Origin of the sequence: Mesorhizobium sp. 113-1-2, from assembly GCF_016756475.1 — a bacterium.
GTDB classification, from domain to species: domain Bacteria; phylum Pseudomonadota; class Alphaproteobacteria; order Rhizobiales; family Rhizobiaceae; genus Mesorhizobium; species Mesorhizobium loti_C.
Window position 1 is genome coordinate 5,120,887 of the sequence record NZ_AP023242.1, and the last position, 22,157, is coordinate 5,143,043.

Here is a 22,157-nt window from a genome sequence, read left to right on the forward strand (position 1 = left end):
TCCTACCCAGCCCACAGTTCGCGGCGCAACTCCTGCCAGCTTTCCCGGTCGGGCGCGACCAGCAGACCGCCGCCGACATGCGACGGCAGGTAGGCTGTGCCGTCGAAGCGCGCGGCATGGCCGCCGGCCTCGGCATGGATCAGCACGCCGGCGAGATGGTCCCACGGCATCAGCTTGTTGTAGACGACGAAATGGCCGTGGCCACTCGCCAGCAAACGGTATTCGTGGGCGGCACAGCGATAGTTGAACTGTGACAGCGTCTTGGTCTGGTTGCAGGCCAGTCGCGTGCGATCCGGTTCGGCCATATATTGCCAGGAGACAGCGCCGGTCATCTGCGAGATCGGCGCGCTTGCCGCGACCCGCACCGTCTCCAGGCCGCCATGGGCGTGGCGGATATGGCTGCCCGCACCCTTGGCGCCGATCAGCCAGTCCTTGCCGACCGGATCATGGATGATGCCGGCGACCGTCTCACCCTTGACCACGACGCCAAGCATGACGCCGAACAGCGGCACGCCGGAAGCGAAGTTGAAGGTGCCGTCGACCGGGTCGATGACGAAGGCCAGATCGGCGTCGCCCAGACCATCGAGCAGCGCCGGATCATCGGAACAGGCCTCCTCGCCGACGACCATGGCGCCGGGATAGCGCTGGCGCAGCCTGGCGGTGATCAGCCGCTCGGCGTTGACATCGGCTTCCGTCACCAGATCGGCGGCGGAGGTCTTCTGCCTGACGTCGCCATCGCCCAGCCGGCGAAAACGGGGCATGATTTCGGTGTCGGCGGCCTCGGCCAGCAGGCTGGCCAGCCAGTCGATCGCATTGTCGTCAAATGTCATGGGATGTGTCTTGTCCTGTGCTGAGGGCCTGGTTCAGGGCTGCAAAGTCGAACAGTTTCCGGTCGAGCAGATGCGACGGCCTGGTGTTGGACAGCGCGCGGATCATGGTGTCCTTGCGGCCGGGCATGCGCTTTTCAATGTCCTCCAGCATCGCCTTCATGGCGTTGCGCTGGAGGCCTTCCTGGCTGCCGCAGAGATCACAAGGGATGATCGGGAACCGCATCGCCGCGGCGAATTTCTCGAGGTCGATCTCGGCGCAATAGCTCAGCGGCCGCAGCACCATGACATCGCCTTCGTCGTTGAGCAGCTTTGGCGGCATGGCGGCAAGCCGGCCGCCATGGAACAGGTTCATGAAGAAGGTTTCGAGAATGTCCTCGCGGTGATGGCCGAGCACCAGCGCCGAACACCCCTCCTCGCGCGCGATGCGGTAGAGATGACCGCGCCGCAGCCGCGAGCAGAGTGAGCAATAGGTGCTGCCTTGCGGCAGCTTGTCGGTGACCACCGAATAGGTGTCCTGGTACTCGATGCGGTGGGCAACGCCGTTGGCGTCGAGGTAATCGGGCAGAATGTGCTTGGGGAAATTCGGCTGGCCCTGGTCGAGATTGCAGGCCACGAGTTCGACCGGTAGCAGCCCGCGCCATTTGAGGTCGAGCAGCGTGGCAAGCAAGCCGTAGGAATCCTTGCCGCCCGACAGCGCGACCAGCCAGCGCTGGCCCGGCTCCACCATCGAGAAATCCTCGATCGCCTGGCGGGTCAGCCGCAGCAGCCGCTTGCGCAATTTGTTGAACTCGACCGAGGACGGCACATCGGCGAACAGCGGATGGGAGCCGCCTTCGGCGGCCGGTTCAAGCGTCTCTATGTCTGGTTGCATGTTCATGGCGCGGCGGCCCCGGATGTGACGTCCGCCCGGATTAGCGCATCGGCCGGAGAATCGAAACCGCAAAGCGGATGTGCCAAAACAAAAAGGCCGCCTTGAGGGCGGCCTTTCGGTATCGCAGAAATGCGTTCGCTCAGCGCGAGTAGAATTCGACGACCAGGTTCGGTTCCATCTGGACGGCGAACGGAACGTCCGCCAGGCCGGGGATGCGCGAGAAGGTCGCGACCATCTTGTTGTGATCGGCTTCGATATAGTCCGGCACGTCGCGCTCGGCGAGGCCGACCGATTCCAGCACGATGACCAACTGCTTCGACTTTTCGCGCACTTCGACGACGTCGCCCGGCTTGCACCGGTACGAGCCGATGTTGACGCGCTTGCCATTGACGTTGACGTGGCCGTGGTTGACGAACTGACGGGCGGCGAAAATGGTCGGCACGAACTTGGCGCGATAGACGACCGCGTCGAGACGCGACTCGAGCAGGCCGATCAGGTTCTCCGAGGTGTCGCCCTTGCGGCGATCGGCCTCTTCATAGACCTTGCGGAACTGCTTTTCCGAAACGTCGCCATAGTGACCCTTCAGCTTCTGCTTGGCGCGCAGCTGCAGGCCGAAGTCGGAAAGCTTGCCCTTGCGGCGCTGGCCGTGCTGACCGGGGCCGTATTCACGCTTGTTGACCGGGGACTTCGGGCGGCCCCAGATATTTTCGCCGAGACGGCGGTCGATCTTGTATTTCGCGGATTCGCGCTTGCTCATCGCATTCCCTTTTCAAAACAACACACCCGGCACCTCATGGTCCGGGTGAAGGAAACGCGCCCTCCTCTGGCCTCCGTTTTCGAGACCTGACAGGGTTTTCCCACGCAACGCGGCGGAAAACCCACGGGACACGTCAGTTCAAACAAAACCAGAAACCAAGGCAACCGGTCTTGCGCGTACAAAACAAACACCGGACATCGCTGCCCAGCGTTGGCGGCTGGTTAAACCGAGATTTAACCGGTGTCAAGCTTGTGAGTGGCGCGGCGCAACGCAACTCTATAGCGTTCGGGTCGTTGATGCGATGCCGGATGTGGCGGGAGGTTTGCGCCAACGGCACCAGGAAGGGATCTGGAGCTTGAGGAGTCCAATTAGCATGAAGAAGTTCTTCCTTACCTTGGCAGGAGCAGCGGTGCTTGCAGGTTCGATGGCGGTGGCGCCGGAACCGGCCATGGCGCGACATTGGCACGGCCACAAACAAGTGTGCCGCGTCATCGTCAAGAAGAGGGTGGTGTGGCGGCACGGCCATCGCAAGGTGATCGTGACAAAGGTAAGGCGCTGCCACCGCTGGTAAGGCAAGACATTTGCCTGGAGATCTTGCTTAAAGAGACAAGGCCTGCGGTTCCGCCGCAGGCCTTCGTCTGTTCGTCCGACGTGTCGCGAACGACGCGCTCACTCTTTCGACTTCTTTTCCGGCAGCCCGTTGCGCTTCGTTTCGGCGAATTCCTCAAGCTGCTTTTCGCTCATCGAATCATACATTTCGCGTGAAGCGCCCTTGAGTTCGGTCTTCTTCGTCTCGCCGCGCTTGGCGGAGAGTGCGGCGCCTGCGGCTTTCTGCTGGGCTTTCGAAGTGGCTGGCATGGCGGTTTCTCCTTTGCTGTCAGGAGAAACGCCGCGTTGTGGCGGCGGTTCCAGCGCCAGCTGTCCGGTTCCTCGGCCAGCTGTGCCAGCCCATCAGGCGGCCGGCTTTGGCGATTCGCCGGCAGCCTTCCCGTCTCCAAAGCCCTGGTGTAGGACGGCTGAATGAAGTCGCTGACAGACCCCTCACAAGCTCTCTCCACCGGCCTGGCGAAAATCCGCACCGAATTCCACGTGCCGGATGGATTTCCGGCAGGCGTCGTGGCAGCCGCGGAAGCGGCGGCCAGACGTGTGCCGAACCAGCATGCCGATCGAACTGATATGCCCTTCGTCACGCTCGATCCGGCGGCCTCCACCGATCTTGACCAGGCGTTCTCGATCGAGGCGAGCAGCCGTGATCTTCTGCTGCATTATGCCATTGCCGACGTGGCCTGGTTCGTCGAGGACGGCGACGCGGTGGATGTCGAAGCCTGGAACCGGGGCCAAACGCTTTACCTGCCGGACAGCAAGGCCGGGCTCTATCCCCCGGTGCTTGCCGAGGCTGCGGCGAGCTTGTTGCCGGATGGACCGCGTCCGGCTGTCATCTTCACGGTTCGGGTCGCCGAAGACGGCGCGGTGAAGCTGGACGGTGTGGAACGGGCAATCATTCAAAGCCGCGCGAAGCTCGCCTATGACAGCGTGAGGGTCTCCGACGTTCCGTCCGACTTCGCCGAATTGGCGCGGCGCATTGCGGCAAACGAAGAGCGTCGCGGCGCTTCCCGCGTCGACCCGCCCGAGCAGGAGGTGGAAAGGCTCGCCGACGGCACCTTCCGGCTTGCCTTCAGACCGCTCCTGCAATCCGAGCAGGACAATGCAGCACTTTCGCTGGCCGCCAATATGGCGATTGCCGACGCCATGCTGGCGCACAAGACCGGGCTGTTCAGGGTCATGTCCGGGCCGGACGCTTCCAAGGTGCAAAGACTGCGCAACGCCGCACAGGCCCTCGGTCTGTCCTGGCCGGCCTCTACCGGCCTGCGCGACTACCAGCGCACGCTTGACCCGGCCGACCCGAAACAGGCGGCGTTGATGCTGGAAATCCGCCGTGCAGGCAACGGCGCGTCCTACCAGCCCTATGTGGAGGGCGTTGTCCCCTGGCATGAAGCGATGGCCGCCACCTATGCCCACGCCACCGCACCACTCAGGCGGCTGGCCGACCGCTACGTCGTGCGCTGCGCGCTGGCAATCGCCAACGGTCAGCCCGTGCCGCAGGCCGTCAGCGATGCGTTCGCTGGATTGCCGAAGGTGATGGGACGTGCGGATGCCCGCGCCTCGCAGATCAACCATGCGGCCATCGACCTTGCCGAGGCGGTCATGCTCAGGGGACGCGAGGGGGAAACGTTCAAAGCCGTTGTCACCGACTTCGTCGACCATGGCGTGCGCGTTCAGCTTGCCGACATGCCTGTCGTTGCCACCGTGAAGGCCACAGGGCTGAGACAGGGCGACGGTCTGACGCTAAAACTGGTGTTGGCCGATGCGGATCAACGCAGCATCGTCTTCGAACCTGTTTAAGCCGCAGGTCTTTCCGCCACCGTCTAGCTCACGACCAGCCCGAACCCCTGCATCAGCCGGCTGACGGCGAAATCCGCCTTGCCTGACGTGAAGACCGCGATATCGGGCTCGCCTTGTGGCAGCGGCCCATCGACGGGCGGCAGCAGTGAGAGCGCCCGCCGGGCGATCGCTTCGGCCGGATCGATCCAGTCGACCGGCCAGGGTGCGGTCTTGCGCATGCGGTTGACCAGGAAGGGATAGTGCGTGCAGGCCAGCACGACGATGTCGGTCCTGAGCCCCTCATGCTCCATGAAGCAGGGCGAGATCTCGGCGCGCACGGCTTCCTCGTCGACAAAACCCTCGCGCATATAGACTTCGGCAAGTCCCGCCAGCCTGTCGCTGCCAACCAGGCGGACATGGCATTTCTGCGCCCATTTGCTGATCAGGTCGCGCGTATATTGCCGCTTCACCGTGCCCGGCGTCGCCAGCACCGAGACCAGACCCGAGCGGGTGCGCTCCGCCGCCGGCTTGACCGCCGGCACGGTGCCAACGAAGGGATGGCCCGGAAATCTGTCGCGCAGCGCATCGATCACCAGCGTCGAGGCGGTGTTGCAGGCGATGACGGAAATCGCCGGCGTGAACCTGTCAAGCAGCTTGGCGAACAGTTCCAATATGTGTGTCCGCAGCGCAGGTTCCTCCCAGGCGCCAAACGGAAAGGCGGCATCGTCCGCGACATAGACGAAGCGCCGGTCCGGCATCAGCACGCGCGCCTCGCGCAAAACGGTCAGCCCGCCAACGCCGGAATCGAACATCAGGATCGGCTGGTCAGTCATTGTCGGTTCCCTTGCCGCCCAGCGGCGGTGCGTCCTCATCGTCACCGGCAGGCCGGTGCGCCGGGCGATCGGATTCTGCCTTGCCGGCGCGCGCGGCGGCCGGAAGCCGCCTTGGATCATCGCCCGGCGAACCATCGCCGCGCGGCATCGCCGGCGAGAACCTGTCGAGGGACGAGATGATGCCGCGCAGCACCTTGAGCTCCGGCTCGGCAAAGCCGGCACGCGTCAGCACGGCACGCAGATTGTCGACCATTTTCGGCTTCTTCGGCGCCGGCCGGAAATAGCCGCGCGCTTCCAACGCGCCTTCGAGATAGGCGAACAGGCCGTGCAATTCTTCCTTGCTTGCCGGTTTCATCTCCGGCCCGGTGAAGTTGGTCTTGGTCTCGTCCTCCAGACCCGACTTCATCCACTCATAGGACATCAGCAGCGCCGCTTGGGCGATGTTGAGCGAGGAGAAATCGGGATCGACGGGAAAAGTGACGATCTCGTCGGCAAGCCCGACCTCGTCATTGTAGAGACCGAAGCGCTCCCGGCCGAACAGGATGCCGGTGCGCTGCCCCATGTCGTGACGGGCGCGCAGCACCCTGCCCGCCTCTACAGGACCACGCACGGCTTTGAAACCGTCGCGCTGCCTGGCGGTTGTGGCGAAGACGAAGTTCAGGTCGGCAAGCGCCGAGGCCAGGTCCTCGTAAACGGTGACGGCGTCGATGACATGGTCGGCACGGCTGGCGGCGGCGCGCGCCTTTTCGCTCGGCCAGCCGTCGCGCGGGTTGACGAGGCGCAACTCCGACAGACCGAAATTGGCCATGGCGCGGGCGACCATGCCGATATTCTCGCCAAGCTGTGGCTCGACGAGGATGATGGCCGGACCAGCGGCTGGAGCGTTATCGGGATCTTTGGTGACGGGCATGATTGTCAAAGAACTGCTGTTTGCGGCATTTCAGCGTCCCCTGCCATATTCGGCCGCGAAAATGAAGCATTCGCAAATGATTGCGTCGACAGCTCCGCATTCGTGACCGATCGCCGTTTGCGCGGCCAAAAACGCTTTGATATACGGGCGGCATCTCCCGGCCGAACGCCACGCGGGCAAGGCCGTCCCATATCCCAGCAACGAGGCATTCTTTCATGGCGAAGATCAAGGTGGCGAACCCGGTCGTCGAACTCGACGGCGACGAGATGACCCGCATCATCTGGCAGTTCATCAAGGACAAGCTGATCCACCCTTATCTCGACCTGAAGCTGGAATATTACGACCTCGGCATCGAGCATCGCGACGCAACCAACGATCAGGTGACGATCGATTCGGCCAACGCCATCAAGAAATACGGCGTCGGTGTGAAATGCGCGACGATCACCCCCGACGAACAGCGCGTCGAGGAATTCAAGCTGAAGAAGATGTGGAAGTCGCCAAACGGCACCATCCGCAACATCCTCGGCGGCACCATCTTCCGCGAGCCGATCATCATGAAGAACGTGCCGCGCCTGGTGCCCGGCTGGACCAAGCCGATCATCGTCGGCCGCCACGCCTTCGGCGACCAGTACCGCGCCACCGACTTCCGCTTCCCCGGCAAAGGCAAGCTGACCATCAAGTTCGTCGGCGAAGATGGCCAGGTGATCGAGCATGACGTGTTCGACGCGCCCGGCGCCGGTGTCGCCATGGCCATGTACAATCTCGACGAGTCGATCCGCGAATTCGCCCGCGCCTCGCTGAACTACGGCCTGCTGCGCAACTACCCGGTCTATCTGTCGACCAAGAACACCATCCTCAAGGCCTATGACGGACGCTTCAAGGACATTTTCCAGGAAGTCTACGAGGCTGAATTCGAGGCGGAGTTCAAGGCGAAGAAGCTGTGGTACGAGCACCGCCTGATCGACGACATGGTGGCGTCGAGCCTGAAATGGTCTGGCGGCTATGTCTGGGCCTGCAAGAACTATGACGGCGACGTGCAGTCCGACACTGTGGCTCAGGGCTTTGGCTCGCTCGGCCTGATGACCTCGGTGCTGATGACCCCGGACGGCAAGACGGTGGAAGCGGAAGCGGCGCACGGCACCGTCACCCGCCATTACCGCCAGCACCAGAAGGGCGAGGAAACCTCGACTAATTCCATCGCCTCGATCTTCGCCTGGACGCGCGGCCTCGCCCACCGCGCCAAGCTCGACGACAATGCCGAGCTGAAGCGGTTCGCCGAGACACTGGAAAAGGTCTGCATCCAGACGGTCGAGAGCGGCTTCATGACCAAGGACTTGTCGCTCCTGATCGGTCCCGACCAGCCCTGGCTGTCGACCACCGGCTTCCTCGACAAGATCGACGAGAATTTGCAGAAGGCCATGGCCTAAGTACCCACAGTTCTACATGGCGAAGGCTCCGAAAGGAGCCTTCGTTCTTTTGGGCCAGTGAAGCGAAGGGCTGACAGCATGACCAAGCCAATCCTCTACGGCGCGGATTACAGCGTTTACGTCCGCATCGCGCGGATGGCGCTGGAGGAGAAAGGCATCGACTACGAGCTGGTACCGCTCGACATCTTTGCCGCCGACGGCGTCCCGGCCTGGTATCTCGAACATCACCCGTTCGGCCGCATCCCGGCCTTCGAGCATGACGGTTTTCGCCTTTTTGAGACGAATGCAACCGCGCGCTATGTCGACGAGGCTTTCGACGGCCCGGCGCTGCAGCCCGCCGATGCGCGCGGCCGCGCCAGGATGGGCCAAATCATTGGCATGCTCGACGCCTATGGCTACCGCGCCATGGTCTGGGACGTTGCCGTCGAACGGCTGGAAAAGGCGCAGCCGGATGAGGTCCTGATCGCCGGCGGGCTGCGGCAGGCGGAGACGGTGCTCAGGGTGCTCACCTCACTCAAGGCGCCGGGGCCGTGGTTGCTGGGTGACCAGTTGACGCTCGCCGACCTGCATGCGGCTCCGATCGTCGGCTATTTCGTCAAGGTTGCCGAAGGCCAAAAGCTGCTGGCGCAGTTCGCCGACATACAAGGCTGGTATACCCGCATTGCCGCTCGTGCGAACTTTGCCCGCACCGAGAAAGCCGAATAGCGCATCAATCGGGAAGATAGATTTCCGCCTTCATGAAGGTTTTGGCGCGACCGCTGATCAGCACGCGGTCATCCGCAAGCTCGCACAGCAAATGGCCGCCGCGCTGCGAGCATTGGAACGCCGATAGATGGGTCTTGCCAAGCTTTTCAGCCCAGTACGGCACCAGCGTCGCATGGATCGAGCCGGTCACAGGGTCCTCGGGAATGCCCGCTGCCGGAGCGAAGTAGCGCGACACGAAATCATGGCCGCCGCCCCGCCCGGTGACAACGACACCGAGCGGGTCGAAGGCCGCGATCTTGAATAGATCGGGAACGAAAGATCGCACGGCGGCTTCATCGGCAAGCTCGACGAACAGGTTCTCGAAATTGCGAAAGCACGCGACTGGTCTTGCAGATACGCTGTCCTGAAGCGTGCGTGTCAATTCGGCATCGAGCGGCTGTGGCGGGAAGCATGGCAGGTCGAGCCGATAGGCACCGTCATGTTGCGAAACCCTGATCTCGCCGATCCGCGTCGCAAAGGCCATGTCGCCCGACACATTGTAAGCCTCAGCAAGCACATGCGCCGTGGCGAGCGTCGCGTGGCCGCAGAACTCGGCCTCATGCACCGGCGTGAACCAGCGCAAATCCCAACCCGCGCCGTTCGGTCGCGCGAAGGCGGTCTCAGCCAAATTGTTCTCATTGGCAACGGCCTGCATGACCTCTTCCGGAAGCCAGTCCTCCAGAATGAGGACGGCCGCCGGGTTGCCCTGAAAAACCCGATCGGCGAAAGCATCGGCCTGATACATGATCAGTGTTGGCACATCTTTCTCCCGATCGGCCTTTGAATATCCGGGCGGCACCAGCGCATTAGAAACTGATTTCTGGCCGGGTCACCATCAGCCAGAGGATCGCAAGCACCGCGCCAAAGGCCGGGAAGCCGCAAGCAAACCAGATGCGAAACAGGCGCTTCTCCTCAGTGGGTAGCGGCGCGTTTTCGAGGGCCGCCTGCCGCGCCAGATTCCGGATCCGAATCTGAATCCACACCACCGGCAGCCAGAACAGACCAGTCACGACATAAAGCAGCAAAGACAGCACTATCCAGCCTTCGGAGAGCGGCCAGCCCACCGCCCGCGCCAGCAACACGCCCGTGATCGGCTGGACGATGATGGCGGTCGCCGTAAAAATCGTGTCGGCGACGACGACCGTGCCGGCGACATGGGCGACGATATCGGCGCGGCCGGTGCGCTGCGCCATCAGCATGAAGAAGGCAATGCCGGCGCCGGTGCCGAACAGAACCGTGGCGCCGATGACATGCGCCCAGCGCAATATGTCAGCCCAGAGGCTCATCGCTCGTCGAGCACCGCGAGCGCCACCAGCACCAGGCAAAGCGCGGGGATCGTCTTGACCAGCGGTCCCAGCGGATCAAGCCATAGACCGGGGACAAGAAGCGTCGCCGCAGCTAGATAGGACAGCGTGATCGCCATCATCGCCAGCAGCGCGCGCCGGGCCAGGGATCGGACCACGACAGCCGCGCCGACCAGGATATCCGCCACACCTCCGCCAAGAACCGACAGATGGGCGAGGCTCGCCGACACGCCGTGCGAAACAAGGATATCCGCCGCTGCCTCTTGCCGGATCAGGCCGATGATGCCCGAAACGAGCCAGAACAGGGACAGACCAGCGAAGATGACAGGCTTCGCCAGCCAGAGCCGGGCAAACCATCGCTCCTGGACATTTGTGGGCATGTCGGCCAGCGTTGCTTCCAGCGGCTGAAGCGGACGGTCGGAGACCTGGTTCCAGGCCGTGGCATCGCCTGTCACGCCGCGCGCCACCGCGGCAAGGGCTGCACTGCGCAATGGAGACCGCCAGCCAAACATGCCAAGCATATCGGCAACGGCGCCCGCAAGTCGGCCGAGAATGGCCGGCATCGGCACCACCCTCGCCGGCGGCAGACCAAGCCACGCACGCAAGGCGGACAGGACCTCGGCGAGCGGTCTGGCATTGGCTTCAACCAAATCGACGGCAAGTCTGGGCGGCAGCGATCCGGCGACTGCCAATGACACCGCTTCGGCAACGTCGGTGACCGAAACGGTCTGGATCAGATGGCTTGGCATGACGGCCGGAACAAAACCGGGAAATGCCGCAAGGGCGCGCAGAAGTGCTGTGCCGCCATAGGCGGCAGGCGAGATCACCAGGCCGGGCCGCAGGATCGTCCATTCCAGCGAGGAGCTTGCGACGGCCTTGTCGCCTTGCGCCTTGGTGCGGAAGAAAGGATTTGCCGAGGAGAGATCGGCGCCGATCGCGGAGATCTGTGCAAAGCACCGCACGCCGGCCCTTTCGCAGGCCGTGACGAGTGCCACCACCGAGCCCCGGTGAACGGCGTCGAGGCGGTCGCGTGGGCCGTCCTGCAAAGCGCCTGCCGCATTGACCACCGCGTCCATGCCTGCGACCACCGGCAGCCAGTCTTCAGCGGCAAGCAATTTCGACATGTCCGCCGCGATCCAGCGAACCGACGGCCGGCGGCGCCCGGCATCCCGAACATCGCGGCCGAGGCCGGTCACCTGATGACCGTCGCGAAGCAAGCGGCCGATGACGGCGTCCCCGATCAACCCATAGCCGCCGAGGACGAGAATTTTCATGTCGCGGCTTTCAGGCGGCTTCGAGCGCCGCCTTCACAGCCGCGATCGCATCATTGGCCTTCGAGGCATCCGGGCCACCGGCCTGGGCCATGTCGGGCCGCCCGCCACCGCCCTGCCCGCCCAAGGCGGCGGAGGCGACGCGCACCAGATCGACGGCGCTGAAGCGGCCGACGAGGTCGTCGGTGACGGCGACGACGACGCTGGCCTTGTTGTCCTCACCGGCACCGACGAAGACGACGACGCCAGAGCCAAGCGAGGTCTTGCCGGCATCGGCGAGCGGCTTCAGATCCTTGGGCGACACGCCGGAGACCGCCTTGCCGAGGAAGCCGACGCCCGCAACCGTCTCATTCTCCGAGGGCGCACCCGCGGCGGCACCGCCGCCGAGCGCCAGTTTCTTGCGCGCCTCGCTCAGTTCCTTCTCGAGCTTCTTACGCTCCTCGAGCAGCGTCTCGACACGCGCCGGCACATCGGCGGGCGAGATCTTCAGCACGGCTGCCGCCGCCTTCAGGCGCCTGTCCTGCTCGTCGAGATGTTTGCGCGCTGCCTCGCCCGTCAGCGCCTCGATGCGGCGCACGCCGGCGGCGACCGCGCTGTCGGAGACGACGCGGATCAGACCGATATCGCCGGTCGCCCTGACATGTGTGCCGCCGCAGAGTTCGACCGAATAGGGCCGGTTGGCCTTGGCGCCGTGCAGGCCGGTGCCCATCGACACGACGCGCACCTCATCGCCATACTTCTCGCCGAACAGCGCCATAGCGCCCTCGGCGATGGCGTCGTCGACCGACATCAGGCGCGTCGTCACCGGGCCGTTCTGCACGACGATTTCGTTGGCCATGCGCTCGACCTCTTCGAGCTCTTCGGCCGAGATCGGTTTGTTGTGCGAGATGTCGAAGCGCAGCCGCTCCGGCGCGACCAGCGAGCCCTTCTGCGCGACATGGGTGCCCAGCACCTCGCGCAGCGCCTCGTGGATCAGGTGCGTGGCAGAGTGGTTGGCACGCAGCCTGGTGCGGCGCGCATGGTCCACCTTGAGCTCGACGGCAGCGCCCGTCTTGACGGTGCCGCTCGCCACCTTGCCGAGATGCACGAACAGCCCGTCGGCCTTTTTCTGCGTGTCGGAAATCTCGATCGAGAATCCTTCGCCCGAGATGATGCCGGTATCGCCCATCTGGCCGCCCGACTCGCCATAGAACGGCGTCTGGTTGACGACCACGGCGACGGCGTCGCCCTTGCCGGCGCTGTCGACGGTCTTGCCGTCCTTGACCAGCGCCTGGATGAGGCCTTCCGCAGCTTCAGTCTCGTAACCGAGGAACTCGGTGGCGCCGGTCTTTTCGCGCACCGAGAACCACACCGTCTCGGTGGCGGCCTCGCCGGACCCGGTCCAATGTTTGCGCGCCTCGGCCTTCTGCTGCTCCATCGCATTGGTGAAGCCGGCCAGATCGACCGAGATGCTGCGCTGGCGCAGAGCGTCCTGCGTCAGGTCGAGCGGGAAGCCGTAAGTGTCGTAGAGCTTGAACGCCGTCTCGCCATCCAGCATGTCGCCGGCATGAAGTGTCTCGGTTGCCTCCGAAAGCAGGCCGAGGCCGCGCACCAGCGTCTTGCGGAAGCGCGTCTCCTCGAGCTTCAGCGTCTCGGTGATCAGCTGCTCGCCGCGCAGCAATTCGGGATAGGCCTGGCCCATCTCGCGCACCAGCGCCGGCACAAGCTTCCACATCAGCGGCTCGTTCGCGCCAAGCAGCTGCGCGTGGCGCATGGCGCGGCGCATGATGCGGCGCAGCACATAGCCGCGGCCCTCGTTCGACGGCAGCACGCCGTCGGCGACCAGGAAGGAGGACGAGCGCAAATGATCGGCAATGACGCGGTAGGACGCCACCGTTTCCGCATCGGGAGCGCGGCCGAGCGCGGAAGACGCCGCATCGATCAGGTGCCGGAACAGGTCGGTCTCGAAGACGCTTTCCACGCCCTGCAGGATGGAGGCCATGCGCTCCAGGCCCATGCCGGTGTCGATCGACGGGCGCGGCAAGTCGATGCGCTCCTCCTTCGTCACCTGTTCATACTGCATGAACACCAGGTTCCAGAATTCGAGGAAGCGGTCGCCATCCTCCTCGGGGCTGCCGGGAGGACCACCCCAAATGTGCTCGCCACGATCGATGAAGATTTCCGAGCACGGGCCGCAGGGACCGGTGTCGCCCATCGCCCAGAAATTGTCCGAGGTCGCGATGCGGATGATGCGATCGTCCGAGAAACCCGCGATCTTCTTCCAGAAGCCGGCCGCCTCGTCGTCCGTGTGGTAGACGGTGACCAGCAGCTTGTCCTTCTTCAGCCCGAACTCCTTGGTGATCAGGTTCCAGGCAAGCTCGATGGCACGCTCCTTGAAATAATCGCCGAAGGAGAAATTGCCGAGCATCTCGAAGAAGGTCAAATGGCGCGCGGTGTAGCCGACATTGTCGAGGTCGTTGTGCTTGCCGCCGGCGCGTACGCTCTTCTGCGCAGTGGTGGCGCGCGAATAGGACCGCTTCTCCAGACCGGTGAAGACGTTCTTGAACTGCACCATGCCGGCATTGGTGAACATCAATGTCGGATCGTTGCGCGGCACGAGCGGGCTCGAGGCCACGACCTCGTGGCCCTCCTTGCGGAAATAGTCGAGAAAGGTCGACCGGATCTCGTTCACGCCACTCATGACTGCTGCCTTTTCGCGAAAACCGCCGGCGCGGCCGGCGGAAACTGGTCTCTGCTTTGCAGAAATAGATTTGGCCTTTTAGCGGGCACGCCCCAGCCTGTCCAGAAACACGGAACTGGGCCAATCCAAGGAGTCCATTGGTCCGCCAAAACGAAAAACCGCCGGCGCGAAGGCCGGCGGTTTTGAACGCGGTACTAAAGAACTCGATTACTTAAGCATCAGGTCATAGGCCGACTTTATGGCCGAACTCTGGCCGTCGCCTACATCGCGCCGGCTTCGTCCTCAAAACCGTCGTCGCCATTGCCCTCAGAGCCACCATTCTCGAGGAATTTCTCGGCGATCAGCCCGGCATTCTGCCTCAGCGCCAATTCGATCTCGCGTGCGGTATCGGGATTGTCGCGCAGGAACAGCTTGGCGTTTTCGCGGCCCTGGCCAAGACGCTGCGAATTATAGGAGAACCAGGCGCCCGACTTCTCGACCACGCCGGCCTTGACGCCGAGGTCGACCAGCTCGCCGGTCTTGGACACGCCCTCGCCATACATGATGTCGAATTCGACCACCTTGAAGGGCGGCGCCAGCTTGTTCTTGACCACCTTGACGCGGGTCTGGTTGCCGACGACCTCGTCGCGGTCCTTGACCGAGCCGATGCGGCGGATGTCGAGACGCACCGACGCGTAGAATTTCAGCGCGTTGCCACCGGTCGTGGTCTCGGGCGAGCCGAACATGACGCCGATCTTCATGCGGATCTGGTTGATGAAGATGACCATGGTGTTGGAACGCGAGATCGAGGCGGTGAGCTTGCGCAGCGCCTGGCTCATCAAACGAGCTTGAAGACCCGGCAGCGAATCGCCCATCTCGCCTTCGATTTCGGCGCGCGGCGTCAGCGCCGCGACCGAATCGACCACCAGCACGTCGATGGCACCGGAGCGCACCAGCGTGTCACAGATTTCCAGCGCCTGCTCACCGGTGTCGGGCTGCGAGATCAGCAGGTTTTCAAGGTCGACGCCAAGCTTGCGGGCATAGACCGGATCGAGCGCGTGCTCGGCATCGACGAAGGCGCAAATGCCGCCCTTCTTCTGGGCTTCGGCCACCGTGTGCAGCGCCAGCGTCGTCTTGCCCGAGCTTTCCGGCCCGTAGATTTCGATGATGCGGCCGCGCGGCAGGCCGCCGACGCCAAGCGCGATGTCGAGGCCGAGTGAGCCGGTCGGCACCGTTTCGATCTCGACGACCTGCTCGTTCGCGCCGAGCCGCATGATCGAGCCCTTGCCGAAAGCCCGCTCGATTTGCGACAGCGCCGCATCCAGAGCCTTTGATTTGTCCACTGCCTTATCCTCTACAAGCCGCAAAGAATTCTGAGCCATGATACATCACCCCTTGGTCGTCAATGAAGGCCGGACAATCCGTAATCCCTGCCATTTTGTACCTTTTTTGTTCTCGTTTGGCAAGAGGGATCAAATATCTGAAAAACAATCGATATCCGGATTTGTTCTTTTTTCGTACCAAGAGACCGAACAGGAATGCACCCTACATTGGGCCAGACTGTTCGATTGTATCGATGCGCCGAATCGCCATCTTGCTGGCGAAGGTCTACGACGCAGTCTAGCGCTTGTGCAGTTGCAATAACAAAGGGCATATCGCCGGCATGGTGAAATCCATCGAGATACTGGCCGTGGGCGGCGCCCATATCGACCGGCGTGGCCAGGTGTCCGGCGCTTACGTGCCGGCCGCGTCCAATCCCGGCACGATGCGCGAGGACGTCGGCGGCGGCGTGTTCAACGCGCTACGCAGCATAGTGCGGCGCGGCGTATCGGGCTCGCTGATGTCGATACGCGGCGGCGATGCCGGGGCGGACACCATTTCGAGGGCCATCGCGCAGGCCGGCATCGCCGACCTGTCGGCGGTCTTCCTCGACCGCACGACGCCGAGTTACACGGCGCTGATCGATCGCGAGGGCGAGTTGATCGTCGGCTTTGCAGACATGGCGCTCTATGATCTGGCGTTCCCCAAGCAGATGCGGCGCTCCAAGGTCCGCGAGGCGGTCGCTGCCGCCGACGCCATCCTGTGCGACGCCAATCTGCCGTCGGCGGCACTGGAGCGGCTGGTTTCGCTTGCCGCCGGCAAACCGGTCTATGCCATTGCCATTTCGCCGGCCAAGGTGGTGCGGCTGATACCGGTGCTCGGCGCGTTGGCGCTGGTCTTCATGAACCGACGCGAGGCCGTCGTGTTGGCCGGCGTCCATGCAGGTGCCGCTGAGCGAGATGTGATCGACGGGTTGCGATGCAGCGGCCTTGCCAGCGGCGTGGTCACGGCAGGCAGCGCGCCGGTGCTGGGCTTCGATGACACAGGCGCCTTTACGATCCTGCCGCCTGCTCCAAGAAGAATCGCTGATGTCACCGGCGCCGGCGACGCGCTGGCGGGCGCGACGATCGCAGCGCTGCTGCGCGGCCTGCCATTGCGCCAGGCCTTGCGCGAAGGCGTTGCCGCGGCGACGCTGGCCATAGAAAGCGCCGACGCAGTTCCCGACTTCACCGCTGCGGCCTTTGCGGATGCTCTGGCTCTTGTGCCGGAAGCCCGGGAAGTGGCATGAGACCGGCAAATTCATAACGCCGCAGTGCAGGCTACGTGTCCTTATGGATGCGACCCACTGCGGATTGGAGATTCGAGATGACCCCTGAGACCGCCCGCCCCTTCATCGACATCCACGCGCCGGTGGCGCAGGCGCTAGCCGCCGGGCGGGCGGTGGTGGCGCTGGAAAGCACCATCATCACCCATGGCATGCCCTACCCCGACAATGGCGCCATGGCGGCGAATGTCGAAAAGATCATCAGCGACGGCGGCGCCGTGCCGGCGACGATCGCCGTGGTTGGCGGCCGCATCAAGATCGGTCTGTCCGACGGCGAGCGGGAGTCGCTGGCGATGACCGGCGACGCCATGAAGCTGTCGCGTGCCGACCTTGGATTCGCCGTGGCGCAAGGCCGCACCGGCGGCACCACGGTCGCCGCCACGATGATCGCTGCGCATATGGTCGGAATAAAAGTGTTCGCCACCGGCGGCATCGGCGGCGTGCACAAAGGCGCCGAAAAGAGCTTTGACATATCGGCTGACCTCGACGAACTGGCGCGCACGCCAGTCATCGTCGTCTCGGCCGGCGCCAAGGCGATCCTCGACATCGAAAAGACGCTGGAGGTTCTGGAAACGCGCGGCGTGCCGGTGATCGGCCATGGCTGCGAGACCATGCCGGCCTTCTGGTCGCGGCAGTCACCGTTCCGCGCGCCGCTCACATTGCATAAGCCTGAAGAGATCGCGCATTTCTACCAGACACGGCAAGCGCTGGGTCTCGGCGGCGGTGTACTGGTCGCCAATCCGGTCCCGGAAAACCACGAAATCCCGGCCGAGGAGATGGCGGGCTACATCGAAGCGGCGCAAAAGGCCGCCGAGGCGCTCAACGTGACCGGCAAGGCGGTGACGCCATTCCTGCTGGGAAAAATCCTGGAGCTGACCGGCGGCCGGAGTCTCAAGACCAACATTGCGCTGGTCGAAAACAATGCGCGGCTGGCGGCGGAGATTGCGAACGCGCTGTAGTTCACTTCCCAGCCCTTCGCCCTGCCTCATACGCCCGGCGCGCCCACACCGTCATTTCGTCGGGATCGTCAAAGGCGCTGTCGGGAATGCTCCAATAAGGCATCGCGACCAGCTTGCCGTGACGCGAGCCGGTATAGGTCCATTGCTTGCAGCCGGCGGCTTCGAAGTCGGGGGCGCTTTGCTCGTCGGCCTTCAGCAGCAATTCGCCGCGCAGCACGATGGCGACAATGACGCCGTCGAAATAGATGCCCTTGCCGCCGAACAGTCTGCGGATGCTGACCGGGCCGAGGCCGGCGAACAGTTCGGCGATGCGCTCATTGTCCATGCCGCGATCATGTCACCGGCATTTGACATTGTCATCGCGCAACCAAGATCATGCTGACAGGTTGAGACCATTCCGTCGGAGTTTTTGTCATGCCGCTTCTGCTCAAGGGATCCTGCCGCTGCAACGCCGTGCGTTTCGAGGTGGAAAGCCACACGCCGGTGCCGTTCATGCTGTGTTACTGCTCGATCTGCCGCAAGCAGCAAGGCGGCGGCGGCTTCGCCATCAATCTCGGCGCCGACTACGAAACGCTGAACATCAGGGGCAAGAGGAGCCTTGGCGTCTACCGTGCCGAGATCGAGGACGATGAGCATCCCCATTGCGAGGTCTCGACCGGCGAGCGCAATTTCTGCCGCAAATGCGGGTCGGCGCTCTGGCTCTACGACCCGACCTGGCCGGAACTGGTGCATCCCTTCGCCTCGGCGATAGACAGCGACCTGCCGAAACCGCCTGAAAAGGTGCATCTGATGCTGAAATACAAGGCGAACTGGGTCGAACCCGTGATCGGCAAGCGCGACAAGGTGTTCGATGTCTATCCGGAAGAGTCGATCGCCGACTGGCACAGGCGGACGGGTATGTGGGTGGAGTAGTGTTCTTCGCCCTGTAAGCAGGGCGAAGGAAAGATCAGGCCGAGGCGCGTGCCTCTGCCAACGCCTTGAGATCGGCCGGCTTCAGTTCGACGGACTCGCCACAGCCGCAGGCCGAACTCTGGTTCGGGTTGTGGAAGGTGAAGCCGGTGCGCAGCGTCGTCTGCTCGAAATCCATCTCGGTGCCGAACAGGAACAGGGCGGCCTCAGGCGCCACATAGACATGGGCGCCGTCACGCTCGATGTGGTCGTCCTTGGTGTTGGGTTCGGTCACCAGATCGACCGTGTATTCCATGCCGGCGCAGCCACCCTTCTTGATGCCAAGGCGGATGCCATGCGCATTGTCGCGCGTGGCGACGATCTCGCGCACCCGATCGGCGGCCTTTTCGGTCATCGTGATGACGGCAAAGCGTCCCATTCTTTTTCCTTCTCCATTCCATGCAGGTTCAAGGCCTGCCGAATGATTCCTCACCTAAAATGGTGAAGTTTTACCACTGGCGCAAGTGCGCCAGCCTCTGCCTGCCTAAAGCGTGACACGCTTTAGGCTTTTGCTTGATGCATGTCGTTGTCCCAAAACCGAGGTCACTTTTGGGCGACATGCATTAGTACCAGCCCACCGCAACCTGCGCCTCTTCCGACATGCGGTCGGGTGACCATGGCGGGTCGAACGTCATATTGACCTCGACGCCGGACACGCCTTCGACGGCGCCAACGGCATTTTCGACCCAGCCGGGCATCTCGCCGGCCACCGGGCAGCCGGGCGCGGTCAGCGTCATGTCGATCTTGACTGAGCGGTCGTCCTCGATGTCGATCTTGTAGACGAGGCCAAGCTCGTAGATGTCGGCGGGGATTTCCGGATCGTAGACGGTCTTCAAGGCCGAGACGATGTCGTCGGTCAGCCGCGCCAGTTCGTCGGCGGGAATGGCCGAAGCGGAAACGACGCTGTTGGCGGCGGGTTCCGGAGTGGTCTCGGCAGCGATGCTCGCATCATCCATGGTCGTCACCCAAAAAGCTCGTCATCCGAAGAATTTGCGCGCTTTTTCAAGCGCCTCGGCCAAAGCGTCGACTTCGGCCCTGGTATTATACATGCCGAACGATGCCCTGCATGTGGAGGTTACGCCAAAGCGTTTCAACAGCGGCTGGGCACAATGGGTCCCGGCCCGCACTGCCACGCCCTGCCTGTCTATCACCATCGACACGTCATGGGCATGAATGCCTTGCAGTTCGAAGGAGATGATGGCGCCCTTGCCCGGCGCATCGCCGAAGATGCGCAGCGAGTTGATGGCCCGCAGCCGCTCATGCGCGTAGGTCTTGAGGTCTTCCTCATGTGCGGCGATGCGCTCGCGGCCGATCTTTTCCATATAGTCGAGCGCAGCACCCAGCCCGATCGCCTGGACGATAGGCGGCGTGCCGGCCTCGAAGCGGTGCGGTGGCTCGTTGTAGGTGACGATGTCTTCCGTCACCTCCTCGATCATCTCGCCGCCGCCCATGAACGGCCGCATGCCCTGGAGAATGTCCTTCTTGCCGTAGAGCACGCCGATGCCCGAAGGCCCGTAAACCTTGTGGCCGGTGAAGACGAAGAAGTCGCAGTCGAGATCCTGGACGTCGATCGGCATGTGCACGGCGCTCTGGCTGCCGTCGACCAGCACGGGAATGCCACGCGCATGCGCGATGCGCACGATCTCCTTGATCGGCGTCACCGTGCCCAGCGCATTCGACATCTGCGTGATGGCGACGAGCTTGGTGCGGTCGGTCAGCCGCTTCTCGAACTCCTCGATGTGGAAGACGCCGAGATCATCGACCGGCACCCAGACCAGTTTCGCGCCCTGCCGCTCGCGGATGAAATGCCAGGGCACGATGTTGGAGTGATGCTCCATGATCGACAGCACGATCTCGTCGCCCTCGCCGATGTTTGGCATGCCATAGCCATAGGCGACTGTGTTGATCGCCGAGGTCGTATTCGAGGTGAAGACGATGTTGTCGGTGCTGGGTGCATTGAGGAAACGGCGCACCGTCTCGCGGGCCTTCTCATAGGCGTCGGTCGCGGCGTTGGACAGGAAATGCAGGCCGCGATGGACGTTGGCGTACTCCTGCGAATAGGCATGCTGAATCGTATCCAGCACCACCTGCGGCTTCTGCGCCGAGGCGCCATTGTCGAGATAGACCAGCTTCTTGCCATAGACTTCGCGCGACAGGATCGGGAAGTCGCGGCGGATCGCCTCGACGTCGTAGGGGGTGGTTTCGACTTTCTGGTCCATCGTCTGTCTTTCGATACCCGGGCTCCAGCGTCAGCCGGCCCTTCGCTATGGCTCTGGGCGTTCGTCGCTCAAAAAGCCAAATCGTTGGCTTTTTGTCGGCTACGCCGACCGCTCCTCACCCATGCGTCACAAACCAGTCGTCGAGTCTCGCTTCCAGCGCCTCGACGATCGTCTCGTCGTCCAGTTCCTCGATCACCTCGGCGACGAATGCCTTGACCAGCAGGCCGCGGGCCGACTTCTCGTCGACACCACGCGCCATCAGGTAGAACAGATGGTCGTGGTCGATCTCAGTGACCGTTGCGCCGTGGCCGCAGACGACATCGTCGGCGAAGATTTCGAGCTCCGGCTTGGTCGAGAACTCGCCATCGTCCGACAGAAGCAGCGTATTGCAAGCCATCTTGGCGTTGGTCTTCTGCGCATATTGATGGACGTTGATGCGGCCCTGGAAGACGCCGCGTGCCTTGCCCGTCACCACGTTGCGGATAATCTCGGTCGACGTCGTGTGCGGCACGGCGTGGTCGAGCACCATGGTCACGTCGGAGTGGGTGTCGCCGGCCAGAAGATTGATGCCGCGCAGCTTGAAGTCGGCGCCTTCGCCCGTCGTCCTGACCATGATCTCCTGGCGCACCAGCTTGCCGCCGGCGTTCATGACGAACAGCGTCAGTTTCGCGTTCTTGCCGATATGGGCCTTGAACTGCGCCAGATGCGTCGCCGTCTCCGGCTGCTCCTGGACGATCAGCCACGTCACCTCGGCGCCCTCGCCGAGCACGAGCTGGCTGACCGAGCTGACCAGAGCAGCGCCATCACCTGCCTGACGCTCGACGATGACGGCCTTGGCGCCCACGCCAACGCGAACGGCCAAGCGTACATGGGTCTGGCCGCCGGCCTGCACATTCTGCAGCTCGATCGGCTTTTCGAGTTCCGTGCCATCGGCGATGTCGACAAAGTAACCATCGGCGACGAAAGCCGCGTTCAGCGCGCCGATAGCATCATCGCTGCCATAGGGATCAAGGCCCGGCGCAATGCTGCCGTCGATCAGCTTCTCCGACAGGCGCTGCACGGTAACGCCTTCAACAGCAGGCGTCTTCGTAGCCGACGTGCCATTCAGGATCGACAGAACAGCGGAGCCCTCGACGATCGGCGCAACGGCCTTGGCCGCTGCAGCCGGATCGAAGTCCGGCACCACGTTCAACAGCCGGCGCAGGTCGGTGTAGTGCCAGGATTCGATGCGCCGCGTCGGCAGGCCGTGCTTGATCGCCTCGATCGCGTCGTCGCGCTTCAGCATCACCGCGCCGTCGCCCGGCAGCAGCGACAGCCGGTCGCCGAACGCGTCGATCAACGCCGTTTCGGCCGGTGTCCGCTGCGGTTGTGTGTGCATATTCATCAGTTTGACCTTGCC

At 63.4% G+C, this 22,157-nt stretch carries 23 protein-coding genes; 7 read left to right on the forward strand and 16 right to left on the reverse strand.

Annotated elements, in window-relative coordinates; genetic code table 11:
* Positions 1-2: 2 nt before the first annotated feature.
* The 3 genes from JN279_RS24950 to rpsD form a co-directional block, all read right to left on the reverse strand.
* Entirely contained in the window at positions 3-830 is an 828-nt protein-coding gene (locus tag JN279_RS24950) for an inositol monophosphatase family protein (protein ID WP_202350507.1), read from the reverse strand.
* The gene (ttcA, locus tag JN279_RS24955) at positions 820-1,707 is read right to left on the reverse strand and encodes a tRNA 2-thiocytidine(32) synthetase TtcA (protein WP_202350508.1); all 888 of its coding nucleotides are present in this window, start codon (positions 1,705-1,707) and stop codon (positions 820-822) included. Before ttcA ends, JN279_RS24950 begins: the two co-directional genes overlap by 11 nt.
* Positions 1,708-1,840: 133 nt before the next feature.
* Positions 1,841-2,458 carry a 30S ribosomal protein S4 gene (gene rpsD / locus JN279_RS24960; protein ID WP_013895883.1) on the reverse strand — a complete coding sequence of 206 codons (618 nt, stop codon included), beginning with the start codon at positions 2,456-2,458 and terminating at the stop codon, positions 1,841-1,843.
* 373 nt (positions 2,459-2,831) lie between these two features.
* On the opposite strand from rpsD, the gene JN279_RS24965 reads away from it, so the two are divergent.
* Positions 2,832-3,029, forward strand: coding sequence for a hypothetical protein (locus JN279_RS24965; RefSeq protein ID WP_027028656.1), 198 nt, complete (start codon positions 2,832-2,834; stop codon positions 3,027-3,029).
* Positions 3,030-3,127: 98 nt separating this feature from the next.
* On the opposite strand, the gene JN279_RS24970 is transcribed toward JN279_RS24965, so the two are convergent.
* Positions 3,128-3,316 (reverse strand): DUF3008 family protein, encoded by a 189-nt coding sequence (locus JN279_RS24970; protein WP_096445286.1) that lies wholly within the window; start codon positions 3,314-3,316, stop codon positions 3,128-3,130.
* Positions 3,317-3,478: 162 nt separating this feature from the next.
* Here JN279_RS24970 and JN279_RS24975 point away from each other — a divergent pair, with 162 nt between their 5' ends.
* Positions 3,479-4,861 carry an RNB domain-containing ribonuclease gene (locus tag JN279_RS24975; protein WP_202350509.1) on the forward strand — a complete coding sequence of 461 codons (1,383 nt, stop codon included), beginning with the start codon at positions 3,479-3,481 and terminating at the stop codon, positions 4,859-4,861.
* A 23-nt stretch (positions 4,862-4,884) separates the two neighbouring features.
* Here JN279_RS24975 and murI read toward each other — a convergent pair whose 3' ends face one another.
* Both murI and JN279_RS24985 read right to left on the reverse strand, forming a co-directional pair.
* Positions 4,885-5,673 (reverse strand): glutamate racemase, encoded by a 789-nt coding sequence (gene murI / locus JN279_RS24980; RefSeq protein WP_096445282.1) that lies wholly within the window; start codon positions 5,671-5,673, stop codon positions 4,885-4,887.
* Complete coding sequence (locus JN279_RS24985; protein ID WP_202350510.1) at positions 5,666-6,583, reverse strand: RNA methyltransferase; 918 nt, start codon at positions 6,581-6,583, stop codon at positions 5,666-5,668. The genes murI and JN279_RS24985 overlap by 8 nt, the downstream gene beginning before the upstream one ends.
* Positions 6,584-6,798: 215 nt before the next feature.
* On the opposite strand from JN279_RS24985, the gene JN279_RS24990 reads away from it, so the two are divergent.
* Together JN279_RS24990 and JN279_RS24995 are read left to right on the forward strand one after the other, a co-directional pair.
* Positions 6,799-8,010 (forward strand): NADP-dependent isocitrate dehydrogenase, encoded by a 1,212-nt coding sequence (locus tag JN279_RS24990; protein WP_096445278.1) that lies wholly within the window; start codon positions 6,799-6,801, stop codon positions 8,008-8,010.
* 78 nt (positions 8,011-8,088) lie between these two features.
* Complete coding sequence (locus JN279_RS24995) at positions 8,089-8,715, forward strand: glutathione S-transferase family protein (protein WP_202350511.1); 627 nt, start codon at positions 8,089-8,091, stop codon at positions 8,713-8,715.
* Between the two features lie 4 nt (positions 8,716-8,719).
* Here JN279_RS24995 and JN279_RS25000 read toward each other — a convergent pair whose 3' ends face one another.
* The 5 genes from JN279_RS25000 to recA form a co-directional block, all read right to left on the reverse strand.
* Complete coding sequence (locus JN279_RS25000) at positions 8,720-9,514, reverse strand: PhzF family phenazine biosynthesis protein (RefSeq protein WP_244734141.1); 795 nt, start codon at positions 9,512-9,514, stop codon at positions 8,720-8,722.
* A gap of 46 nt (positions 9,515-9,560) precedes the next feature.
* Positions 9,561-10,040, reverse strand: a complete 480-nt coding sequence (locus JN279_RS25005) for a DUF2269 family protein (RefSeq protein ID WP_096445274.1) — start codon at positions 10,038-10,040, stop codon at positions 9,561-9,563.
* Positions 10,037-11,332, reverse strand: coding sequence for an SDR family oxidoreductase (locus tag JN279_RS25010; protein WP_202350512.1), 1,296 nt, complete (start codon positions 11,330-11,332; stop codon positions 10,037-10,039). Before JN279_RS25010 ends, JN279_RS25005 begins: the two co-directional genes overlap by 4 nt.
* 10 nt (positions 11,333-11,342) lie before the next feature.
* Positions 11,343-14,009 (reverse strand): alanine--tRNA ligase, encoded by a 2,667-nt coding sequence (alaS, locus tag JN279_RS25015; protein ID WP_202350513.1) that lies wholly within the window; start codon positions 14,007-14,009, stop codon positions 11,343-11,345.
* Between the two features lie 260 nt (positions 14,010-14,269).
* Positions 14,270-15,370 carry a recombinase RecA gene (recA, locus tag JN279_RS25020; protein ID WP_013895892.1) on the reverse strand — a complete coding sequence of 367 codons (1,101 nt, stop codon included), beginning with the start codon at positions 15,368-15,370 and terminating at the stop codon, positions 14,270-14,272.
* Between the two features lie 281 nt (positions 15,371-15,651).
* Here recA and JN279_RS25025 point away from each other — a divergent pair, with 281 nt between their 5' ends.
* Both JN279_RS25025 and JN279_RS25030 read left to right on the forward strand, forming a co-directional pair.
* Positions 15,652-16,596, forward strand: a complete 945-nt coding sequence (locus JN279_RS25025; protein ID WP_202350514.1) for a carbohydrate kinase family protein — start codon at positions 15,652-15,654, stop codon at positions 16,594-16,596.
* A gap of 77 nt (positions 16,597-16,673) precedes the next feature.
* Positions 16,674-17,591 carry a pseudouridine-5'-phosphate glycosidase gene (locus tag JN279_RS25030; RefSeq protein WP_202350515.1) on the forward strand — a complete coding sequence of 306 codons (918 nt, stop codon included), beginning with the start codon at positions 16,674-16,676 and terminating at the stop codon, positions 17,589-17,591.
* Between the two features lies 1 nt (position 17,592).
* Here JN279_RS25030 and JN279_RS25035 read toward each other — a convergent pair whose 3' ends face one another.
* On the reverse strand, positions 17,593-17,916 hold the full coding sequence (locus tag JN279_RS25035; protein ID WP_096445265.1) for a TfoX/Sxy family protein: 324 nt from the start codon (positions 17,914-17,916) through the stop codon (positions 17,593-17,595).
* Positions 17,917-18,005: 89 nt separating this feature from the next.
* Between JN279_RS25035 and JN279_RS25040 the strand changes: the two genes are divergently transcribed.
* Entirely contained in the window at positions 18,006-18,503 is a 498-nt protein-coding gene (locus JN279_RS25040; protein WP_202350516.1) for a GFA family protein, read from the forward strand.
* Between the two features lie 34 nt (positions 18,504-18,537).
* Here JN279_RS25040 and sufA read toward each other — a convergent pair whose 3' ends face one another.
* From sufA to sufD, 4 genes are all read right to left on the reverse strand, one after another.
* A complete protein-coding gene (sufA, locus tag JN279_RS25045) occupies positions 18,538-18,918 on the reverse strand; it encodes a Fe-S cluster assembly scaffold SufA (RefSeq protein WP_013532156.1) in 381 nt (126 codons plus the stop codon).
* Positions 18,919-19,102: 184 nt separating this feature from the next.
* Positions 19,103-19,495, reverse strand: coding sequence for an SUF system Fe-S cluster assembly protein (locus JN279_RS25050; protein WP_096445261.1), 393 nt, complete (start codon positions 19,493-19,495; stop codon positions 19,103-19,105).
* 21 nt (positions 19,496-19,516) lie between these two features.
* Positions 19,517-20,758: a cysteine desulfurase gene (locus JN279_RS25055; protein WP_202350517.1), complete on the reverse strand. Its 1,242-nt coding sequence runs from the start codon at positions 20,756-20,758 to the stop codon at positions 19,517-19,519.
* A 115-nt stretch (positions 20,759-20,873) separates the two neighbouring features.
* Positions 20,874-22,142: a Fe-S cluster assembly protein SufD gene (sufD, locus tag JN279_RS25060; RefSeq protein ID WP_202350518.1), complete on the reverse strand. Its 1,269-nt coding sequence runs from the start codon at positions 22,140-22,142 to the stop codon at positions 20,874-20,876.
* Positions 22,143-22,157 lie beyond the last annotated feature (15 nt).

Coding starts and splice junctions, on each gene's coding strand:
- JN279_RS24950 (WP_202350507.1), bottom strand. CDS start 830: ATGACATTTGACGACAATGCGATCGACTGGCTGGCCAGCCTGCTGGCC.
- ttcA (WP_202350508.1), bottom strand. CDS start 1,707: ATGAACATGCAACCAGACATAGAGACGCTTGAACCGGCCGCCGAAGGC.
- rpsD (WP_013895883.1), bottom strand. CDS start 2,458: ATGAGCAAGCGCGAATCCGCGAAATACAAGATCGACCGCCGTCTCGGC.
- JN279_RS24965 (WP_027028656.1), top strand. CDS start 2,832: ATGAAGAAGTTCTTCCTTACCTTGGCAGGAGCAGCGGTGCTTGCAGGT.
- JN279_RS24970 (WP_096445286.1), bottom strand. CDS start 3,316: ATGCCAGCCACTTCGAAAGCCCAGCAGAAAGCCGCAGGCGCCGCACTC.
- JN279_RS24975 (WP_202350509.1), top strand. CDS start 3,479: ATGAAGTCGCTGACAGACCCCTCACAAGCTCTCTCCACCGGCCTGGCG.
- murI (WP_096445282.1), bottom strand. CDS start 5,673: ATGACTGACCAGCCGATCCTGATGTTCGATTCCGGCGTTGGCGGGCTG.
- JN279_RS24985 (WP_202350510.1), bottom strand. CDS start 6,583: ATGCCCGTCACCAAAGATCCCGATAACGCTCCAGCCGCTGGTCCGGCC.
- JN279_RS24990 (WP_096445278.1), top strand. CDS start 6,799: ATGGCGAAGATCAAGGTGGCGAACCCGGTCGTCGAACTCGACGGCGAC.
- JN279_RS24995 (WP_202350511.1), top strand. CDS start 8,089: ATGACCAAGCCAATCCTCTACGGCGCGGATTACAGCGTTTACGTCCGC.
- JN279_RS25005 (WP_096445274.1), bottom strand. CDS start 10,040: ATGAGCCTCTGGGCTGACATATTGCGCTGGGCGCATGTCATCGGCGCC.
- JN279_RS25010 (WP_202350512.1), bottom strand. CDS start 11,332: ATGAAAATTCTCGTCCTCGGCGGCTATGGGTTGATCGGGGACGCCGTC.
- alaS (WP_202350513.1), bottom strand. CDS start 14,009: ATGAGTGGCGTGAACGAGATCCGGTCGACCTTTCTCGACTATTTCCGC.
- recA (WP_013895892.1), bottom strand. CDS start 15,370: ATGGCTCAGAATTCTTTGCGGCTTGTAGAGGATAAGGCAGTGGACAAA.
- JN279_RS25025 (WP_202350514.1), top strand. CDS start 15,652: ATGGTGAAATCCATCGAGATACTGGCCGTGGGCGGCGCCCATATCGAC.
- JN279_RS25030 (WP_202350515.1), top strand. CDS start 16,674: ATGACCCCTGAGACCGCCCGCCCCTTCATCGACATCCACGCGCCGGTG.
- JN279_RS25035 (WP_096445265.1), bottom strand. CDS start 17,916: ATGGACAATGAGCGCATCGCCGAACTGTTCGCCGGCCTCGGCCCGGTC.
- JN279_RS25040 (WP_202350516.1), top strand. CDS start 18,006: ATGCCGCTTCTGCTCAAGGGATCCTGCCGCTGCAACGCCGTGCGTTTC.
- sufA (WP_013532156.1), bottom strand. CDS start 18,918: ATGGGACGCTTTGCCGTCATCACGATGACCGAAAAGGCCGCCGATCGG.
- JN279_RS25050 (WP_096445261.1), bottom strand. CDS start 19,495: ATGGATGATGCGAGCATCGCTGCCGAGACCACTCCGGAACCCGCCGCC.
- JN279_RS25055 (WP_202350517.1), bottom strand. CDS start 20,758: ATGGACCAGAAAGTCGAAACCACCCCCTACGACGTCGAGGCGATCCGC.
- sufD (WP_202350518.1), bottom strand. CDS start 22,142: ATGAATATGCACACACAACCGCAGCGGACACCGGCCGAAACGGCGTTG.